Annotated in this window: 5 protein-coding genes and 1 pseudogene; 2 read left to right on the top strand and 4 right to left on the bottom strand. The window is 69.4% G+C overall.

The window, feature by feature from the left end; translation table 11 throughout:
* A pseudogene (locus AC1D2E_RS26970) lies at window positions 1–822 on the bottom strand (hypothetical protein); the annotation flags it as partial.
* A gap of 568 nt (window positions 823–1,390) precedes the next feature.
* Here AC1D2E_RS26970 and AC1D2E_RS26965 point away from each other — a divergent pair.
* Both AC1D2E_RS26965 and AC1D2E_RS26960 read left to right on the top strand, forming a co-directional pair.
* Entirely contained in the window at window positions 1,391–2,710 is a 1,320-nt protein-coding gene (locus AC1D2E_RS26965; RefSeq protein WP_478200233.1) for an acetate kinase, read from the top strand.
* A gap of 17 nt (window positions 2,711–2,727) precedes the next feature.
* Window positions 2,728–4,236: a sigma-54 interaction domain-containing protein gene (locus tag AC1D2E_RS26960; RefSeq protein WP_478200232.1), complete on the top strand. Its 1,509-nt coding sequence runs from the start codon at window positions 2,728–2,730 to the stop codon at window positions 4,234–4,236.
* On the opposite strand, the gene hpnE is transcribed toward AC1D2E_RS26960, so the two are convergent.
* The 3 genes from hpnE to hpnC all read right to left on the bottom strand — a co-directional run bounded on the left by hpnE (window position 4,188) and on the right by hpnC (window position 7,576).
* The gene (gene hpnE / locus AC1D2E_RS26955) at window positions 4,188–5,519 is read right to left on the bottom strand and encodes a hydroxysqualene dehydroxylase HpnE (RefSeq protein WP_478200231.1); all 1,332 of its coding nucleotides are present in this window, start codon (window positions 5,517–5,519) and stop codon (window positions 4,188–4,190) included. The two genes, AC1D2E_RS26960 and hpnE, sit on opposite strands and share 49 nt — an antisense overlap.
* 262 nt (window positions 5,520–5,781) lie before the next feature.
* Window positions 5,782–6,621, bottom strand: a complete 840-nt coding sequence (hpnD, locus tag AC1D2E_RS26950) for a presqualene diphosphate synthase HpnD (RefSeq protein WP_478200230.1) — start codon at window positions 6,619–6,621, stop codon at window positions 5,782–5,784.
* Between the two features lie 13 nt (window positions 6,622–6,634).
* Window positions 6,635–7,576 (bottom strand): squalene synthase HpnC, encoded by a 942-nt coding sequence (gene hpnC, locus AC1D2E_RS26945; protein WP_478200229.1) that lies wholly within the window; start codon window positions 7,574–7,576, stop codon window positions 6,635–6,637.
* Window positions 7,577–7,597 lie beyond the last annotated feature (21 nt).

Here is a 7,597-nt window from a genome sequence, read left to right as displayed (position 1 = left end):
GGTGCCGCCCGCACCGCCCGCGCCGCCGGCACCGCCGGCGCCCAGGGCGCCGCCATCACCGCCCGAACCACCCGAGCCGCCCGAGGTGTTGCCGGTGCTTCCGCCGCCGCCGCCACCGCCGGTCCTGCCGCCGAGCGCAGCGGACAGGCTGCCGCTGCTTCCGCCGCGTCCGCTGTCACCGCTCGAACCGCCGCGTCCGCCGTCGCCGCCACTGGAGGAGGCGCGTCCGCTGCCGGTCAGGCCTGCGGCGATGCCGCCGAGGCCGTTGCCGCCGTCACCTGCCGTGGAATCGCCGATCGTGGCGCTGCCATGCGTGATGGCGCCGTTGGATGCGCTGCCACCCACCGCGCCGACCGCACCGGTGCCCGTGGCGCCGTTGCCGCCCGTGCCCGTGCCATAGGCTGCGCCGCCCTTGCCCGTGCCGCCACGTCCGCCATAGCCGTTGCCGCCAGCGACAGAGCCATTGTTGGTGGCGTAGTTGCCGATGTTGGACACGCTGTTGCCGGACACATAGCCGTCCAGCTTGCTCACGGCTGTCGCCTTCGCCGTGTTGAAGGCGTTGGTGAAGTTCCCGGTGGACCCATTGTTGATGGCAGCAGAACGCTCGGCACTGGCCTCGGCAGCACCCGAGTCCTTGTTGGTACTCGAGCTGGTACGTGAACTCRTGCGCGAGCTGGTACTGGTACTCGTGCTGGTACTCGTGCTGGTGTTGCTGCCCGTCACGGTACGTTGATGGGTGTCCTGATCCGTGTCATTGGCGAGCACCGAACCACTGAACCCGAAGGCAAGTGCAATGGCCGAAGCCAGAAGTGTCTTTTTCATGAACCCTCCAGAAAGTTGAACAAGCTTGGTATTGACGTGCGTTGCCGCAAATCGGAGGGCCATGTGCAACTTCGATGCCAGCAAATTACGGCTTGTTTCGCAAGACCTTGCGCTCAGAGGCGAGGGCCTGCGTTGCGGGCGTTCCATGCGATGTTTGCGGGCCGTTGAGAGCGGGCCCGGGCAGGCGAACCAGCACTTGCTTTGTCACACTCCCTTGACGGCCGTTCGATGTAGCGCCGCGGCTGCGCGCGGAGGGGCCGACAGCCCTTGCATCGACGCCGGCCTTCGACAGGACACCCAATCCGTCTCATCGCCGTGACAGTCGATGTCGTGGAAGCAAGGCCTTGCTCGGGGTCTGTTCCCGACGCAGTGAGGCCAGGCTTGACGCCACGCGCCACGCGCAGGGCACGGAGCCGCCGGATAGAAGTGCCACAGGCCTGAGACAGCTCCGAAAATTGCTACAAAACGCTTACCTTTGATTGCAATTTGTAGCTTGGTGTACTTGTTCTTTACGCTTAGGCTGCGGCGTGAAACGCTCCTGCGAAGAAGCCAAGAGAGAGGGGACACCATGGAGACCTTCGGTCCGTACAGGGCGCTGGCATTGCTGGCCTGTTCGTCACTGGCATGGTCGGGTGCGACGGCTCAGAGCCAGAGTGCTGCTTCGAATCGAAGTGCCAACAAGCGCATGGAGGCACTGCAGCAGCAGGTCCAGGAGCAGGGCCGGCAGATCGACGCGCTGAAGCAGCAGTCTGAACAACAGGAGACTCGCTACCGCGAACTGCAGGAGCGTCTCGCGACCCAGGAGGCGCGCGGCGCACCACGCCCGGAGGCCACGAAGACTGCCGACAGAAAGCCGGCGGCGGAAGGCGAAGGCGCCGACTCCGGCGCGAGGCCGGTGCAGGTGGGTGTCGCGCCAAGCGACGAGAGTCCGCAGCCGCCGCAATATGCGCAGCTGTTCGACGAACCCGGCGTCCTCACGCCCAAGGGCAAGTTCGTCTTCGAGCCCTCCTTGTTCTACGGCTATTCGTCGAGCAACCGCGTCGCACTGGTGGGCTACACGGTGATCCCGGCGCTGTTGATCGGCCTGGTCGATGTGCGGGAGTTCAAGCGCAACACCTTCATCGGCACCTTGACCGGACGCTGGGGCGCCACCAACCGGCTCGAGTTCGAAGCCAAGCTGCCCTATGTCTCGCGCTCGGACTCCACCATCAGCCGCGAGATCTTCACCGGCTCGGCCTTCGACAACGTCTTCGACACCAAGGGCAAGGGCGTCGGGGATGCCGAGTTCGCGGCCCGCTACCAGATCACCGATGGCAAGGATGGCAACCCCTACGTGATCGGCGGGCTGCGCTTCAAGTCCAAGACCGGCAAGGATCCGTTCGAGGTCGTCACCGATTGCGTGACGCGCTGCATCGGCAACGCCACGGGCACCGGCCTGCCGCTGGACCTGGCCACCGGCTCGGGCTTCTATTCACTGCAGCCGGGCATCACCTGGCTGCTGCCTTCAGACCCCGCGGTGTTCTTCGGCGGCCTCAACTTCACCTACAACTTCCCCCGCAGCGGGATCAGCCGATTGGTGCTGAACGGCGAAAGAGAGTTCATCGGCGACGTCAAGCCCGGCAATGTGTGGGGCCTGAATTTCGGCATGGGCCTGTCGATCAACGACCGTTCGTCGTTCAGCCTCGGCATGGAGCTGTATTCGATCGGCCCGACAGAGCAGAACGGCCAGCGCGTGATCGGGTCGGTGCGCACCCAGCTGGGCTCGCTGCTGCTCGGCTACTCGTACCGCTACAGCCCGAAGACCACCTTGAACGTGACCGTGGGCGCGGGATTGACGCGCGACACGCCCGACCTTCAGCTGACTGTCCGGGTGCCCATGTCGTTCTAGCCACAACTGATCTCGCCATGCAGCAGCCAGGGAGCATTCTTTGCGTGACGCTCGGCGGTCATTCCGCCCGGGTGGCGGAGCAATTGCTCGCGAGGGGCTGGAACCTCAGCGCCGTCATGGACCTGGCGGCCGCGGGGCGGCTGCAGGCGCATCGGCATTTCGCGCTCGGGCTGTTGGTGGTCGGCGCCGAAACGAGCGTGACCGAAGCGGCGATGGAGGCTTGCGTCGCCGCTTCCCCGGGGGCTGAATGGGTGGCTGTTTGCGAGGTCCAGGCGCTCGAATCGCCGGCCTTTCGCGAGCTCGTCCTGGGGCACTTCTTCGATCACATGCCGTTGCCCCTCGACCTCCGCGAACTGGAGATGATCCTCGGTCACGCGGCGCAGCGGGCCATCCTGCGGCGTCGCAACGAGGCCGCGCGCCGGACCGCGGTGGACGCGCTCGGCATGGTCGGGCAGGGACCCGCGATCACGCGGCTGCGCGAGCAGATCCGAAAGGTCGCTGCGACCGAGGCGCCGGTGCTGATCGGCGGCGAAAGCGGCAGCGGCAAGGAGCTCGCCGCGCGCGCCATCCACCAGTGCTCGCAGCGCTCGGCCGGACCTTTCGTCGCCGTCAATTGCGGCGCCATTTCGCCGACCTTGATCCAGTCCGAACTGTTCGGCCATGAGCGGGGCGCCTTCACCGGCGCCTCGTCGGAACGGCGCGGGCTGATCGAGGCGGCCAGCGAAGGCACCATCTTCCTCGACGAGATCGGCGACCTGCCGCTCGAACTGCAGACCAATCTGCTGCGCTTCCTGCAGGAGAAGACGATCAGCCGGGTCGGCGGGGTGCGCAACCTTCATGTCGATGTGCGGGTCGTGGCGGCGTCGCACGTCGACCTGGCCGAGGCGGTCGCGGTGGGGCAGTTCCGGGAAGACCTGTTCTATCGGCTCAACGTGCTGTCGATCGAGGTCGCGCCGCTGCGCCGGCGCATGGAGGACGTGCCGATCCTGGCCGAGTACTTCTTCCAGTGTTGCATTGCCAAGAGCCGGACGCGGGTCAGGGGATTCAGCCGACAGGCGCTGGCCGCGATGCTCGCGCACGGCTGGCCGGGCAATGTCCGCGAGCTGTTCAACCGCGTCCAGCGCGCGGTCGTCATGACCGATCGGCGCTTGATCGGGCCGGCCGATCTCGGCCTGGAGGCGGTCGAGAACGTGGCCGGCATGGGGCTGGACATCGCGCGCACGACGGCCGAGCGCGATGTCATCAGCCTGACGCTGACGCGGGTCGGACGCAACATCACGCACGCCGCGCGCGAACTCGGCGTTTCGCGCATGACCTTGTACCGGCTGATGGACAAGCATGGCATCGCACTGGAGTCCGAGTCGCGGCTCCAGCCGCCGCCGGCCTGGACTGCGGCCGCGCCGGTGATTCGTCCGACGCCCTCGGCGCGGGTCGGAGACCCGCTGGATGCCATGATGAAGACGGCGGGCGCCGCCGGCTACCGCGCCGATTGGTCCGGCGCCGGCAAGCCGGCCGGGCGCGCCTGAGGGTCGAGCGCCTGCACGGCAGCCATCGCGCTGCGCACCGCGCCTTCGAGCGTGGCCGGATAGGGGCCATCGACATGGTCGCCGCAGGCGAGCAGGCCCTGGCCGATCTGCTGTGGCGGGCGAAGCAGCCCCGGCGCGCAGGCGAAGGTGGCGCGCCGCTCGACCACCGTCAGCACCGCCTGCAGCCCGGTCAGGCCGAGTTGTTCGCAGGCCTGCGCCAGCACCTGCCGCTGCAGCAGCTCGCGGTCCGCGCTGCTGGCGCTGATGACGAAAGCCAGCAGGCCGCGCGGGCCGCCGAGCCGGCCGCGGTCGAACACGAACTGCGCCGGCGCGTCCGGCCGGCTGCGTAGCGCGAGCACCGGGGACGGCAGCACGGCGTCGCCATGGAGGTAGACGGTCGCGATGGCTTCGTGGCGCAAGGCGTCGGCCGTGGCAGCCCAGCCTGGCGCTTCGGCCGCGGCCAACCGTGCCGCCTCCCACGGCGGGCAGGCCAGCACCACGCGATCGAAAGGCTGGGCGTCGACCCGCCAGCCGGCGCCGTCGCGTGCCAGCGCGCGCACCCGGCGACCGGTTTCGATCCGGGCTCCGTGCTGCCGGAGCCAACGCGCGGCGGCGTCGGGGAACAGGGCGCCGAGGTCGAAGCGCGGCAGCAGCAGCTGCGAGCCGCCCGGGATCTTGAACAGCGCGTCGCCGAGCACCCGCAGGAACACCCGGCCGCTGGCTTCGGCCGTCGGCGTGTTGAGCGCCGACAGGCACAGCGGCTCGGTGAGTTCGGCCTGCACGCGCGGCGTCAGCGTGGCGCAGAGGTCGGCGACGGTTTCCGATTCGGCACAGCTGAAACCTTGCCGCCGCCAGCGGGTCGAGGTCGTGAGCAGCGACAACTTGTCCTGCCATGACCAGCCCCGTGCGCCCAGCACGCCGGCCAGGACGTCGAAGGGCGCCAGGCCGCGCGTCGCGCGGTCGAGCCAGCGCGGCAGCTGCGGCAGCGACAGCCCGCCGCCGTCGGGAAAGCGCAGCGCCAGCGGGATGCGCTGCAAGGCCGCGTCGGCGTCGATGCCGACACGCGCCATCAAGGCCAGCGTTTCGGTGTAGGCCCCGATCAGGATGTGCTGGCCGTTGTCGAGCAGCACCGGCGTGCCGTCGGGCAGCGTCGCGGGCAGCGCCCGGGCGCGGCCACCCCACTGGCGCGCGGCCTCGAAGACCGTGACCGAATGCCCGGCCCGCGTCGCTTCGACCGCGCAGGCCATGCCGGCCCAGCCGCCCCCCACCACTGCTAGCTTCATGGCTCGCCCCCAGGTTGCCCGCACTTCGTGTCGGGCGCCCACCCCCTGCCGGGGGCAACACCWGCGGCCCGGCAAAGCCGGTTCCGCGGTGTTTCACCAACGGGCCTGGCTGCGCCGGCCAGGGAACACGCGCTGTGTCTGTCTGCGGCCGCGCGTAGCGCGCCCGTTCGTGGGCAGTCGCGGAACCGGCTTTGCCGGGCCGCTGACTGCGCCCCCGGTAGGGGGTGGGCGGCTACACGAAGTGAGCCAACCTGGGGGCGAGTCACAGCCTGCCTAGTGCCTGGACGCGCCACGCGAGCCAGAGCTTGCGCACCGGTGTCAGGCTGACGCGCTGGTCGAGCACCTGGAAGTCGTCGCGCGCGATCTCCTCGAGCAGCGTGCGGTAGATGCTGGCCATCATCAGGCCCGGCTTCTGCGTCCGGCGGTCGGCCGCCGGCAGCAGGGCCAGCGCCTCGTCGTAGGCGGCCTGCGCGCGCTCCGCCTGGAACTTCATCAGGGCGACGAAGCGCGCCGAGTGCACGCGGTTCAGGATCTCGTGGGCCTTGACGTCGAACTGCTGCAGTTCGTTGACCGGCAGGTAGATGCGCCCGCGCCGGGCGTCCTCGCCGACGTCGCGCAGGATGTTGGTCAGTTGCAGCGCGAGGCCCAGCTTGTGGGCGTACTCGGTGGTTTGCGCAGCGGTCTGGCCGAAGATGCGCGCCGCGCCTTCGCCCACGACGCCTGCGACCAGGTGGCAGTAGCGGCGCAGCGCCGGGAAATCGAGGTACCGCGTCTGGTCGAGGTCCATCTGGCAGCCCTCGATGACCTGCTGCAGGAGCCGTTCCTCGATGCCGTAGGCGGCCGCATGCGGCATCAGCGCCTGCATCGCCGGATGGTGCGGCTGGCCGGCAAAGGACTGGGCCACCTCGGTGCGCCACCAGGCCAGCTTGGTCGCCGCGACGCCGGGGTCGCTGACTTCGTCGACCACGTCGTCGATCTCGCGGCAGAAGGCGTAAAAAGCCGTGATCGCGGCGCGGCGCGGCTTCGGGAGAAACAGGAAGGCGTAATAAAAACTGCTGCCCGAGGCAGCGGCCTTGTCCTGGACGTACTGCTCGGGGGTCATCGTGCGGGCCTCTTCATGCGGCTGATTGTCTCCGCATCCGCAAGGCGCGCCAGGCGAGCAGCGGCGCGTCGCCGCGGCCGAGGGTCGGGCGGCGGGAAAAGCTGTCGAAGCCCTGGGCCTCGATCTTGTCGAGGATGCGGCTGCCGCCCTGGACCACGAAACGCAGTTCCCAGCCGGCGCGGCCGGGCAGGCGATGCACGAGCGGGGCGCCTTCCTGCATCAGCACCCGCGCCCAGGCGACTTCGCTCGCCATCAGCGCGATCGCGGCGGACGGCGGCGCGGTGGTCGCCAGCGGCGCGAAGCGCTCGAAGTCGCCGTCCGCGAGCCCGTGGGCGTGGCAGTCTTCGCGGGGCAGGTAGCGGCGGCCGCGCGGCAGGTCGACGCTCAGGTCCTGCCAGAAATTGATCAGTTGTAGCGCGCTGCAGATGGCGTCGCTCTGCGCCAGCGAGCGGGCATCGGTGACGCCGTACAGGTGCAGCAGCAGCCGCCCGACCGGGTTGGCGGAACGGCGGCAATAGTCCAGCAGTTCGGCCCGATCGGCGTAGCCGGCGCGGTCACGGGTCTTTTCGATGTCCTGCACGAAGGCCGACAGCAGGTCGGCCAGCAGGCTCTCGGGCAGCGCGAAGCCGCGCATCGCCGCGGCCAGCGGACCGAACACCTCCGGCCAGCGCGGCGAAGGCGCGGCGCCGCGCGCGATGGCCGCGAGATCGGCTCGGAAGGCACGCAGGGCCTCCAGCCGCTCGGGCGGAGCGGCATCGCCCTCGTCGGCGAGGTCGTCCGCGGTGCGCGCGAAGGCGTAGATGGCGGCGATGGGCGGCCGCAGCCGGGGAGGGCAGAGCCAGGAGGCGACGGGAAAGTTCTCGTAGTGCGTCGGCGCGGCTGCGAGCAAGGGAGGGGATGAAGATGACACGCCGCCGATTGTCCTGCACGCTACGATGGCGGCGCCGAAGGGCATCGACCATGCATACAACCAAGC

The organism is Variovorax sp. P1_H2, assembly GCF_056405295.1.
The sequence above is the reverse complement of the archived record's forward strand: the minus strand, read 5'-3'. Positions and strand labels throughout refer to the sequence as shown.

Bases quoted from the DNA above. Each gene is read 5' to 3' on its own strand.
- hpnD (WP_478200230.1), bottom strand. From the start codon at position 6,621: ATGACCCCCGAGCAGTACGTCCAGGACAAGGCCGCTGCCTCGGGCAGC.
- hpnE (WP_478200231.1), bottom strand. From the start codon at position 5,519: ATGAAGCTAGCAGTGGTGGGGGGCGGCTGGGCCGGCATGGCCTGCGCG.
- AC1D2E_RS26960 (WP_478200232.1), top strand. From the start codon at position 2,728: ATGCAGCAGCCAGGGAGCATTCTTTGCGTGACGCTCGGCGGTCATTCC.
- hpnC (WP_478200229.1), bottom strand. From the start codon at position 7,576: ATGCCCTTCGGCGCCGCCATCGTAGCGTGCAGGACAATCGGCGGCGTG.
- AC1D2E_RS26965 (WP_478200233.1), top strand. From the start codon at position 1,391: ATGGAGACCTTCGGTCCGTACAGGGCGCTGGCATTGCTGGCCTGTTCG.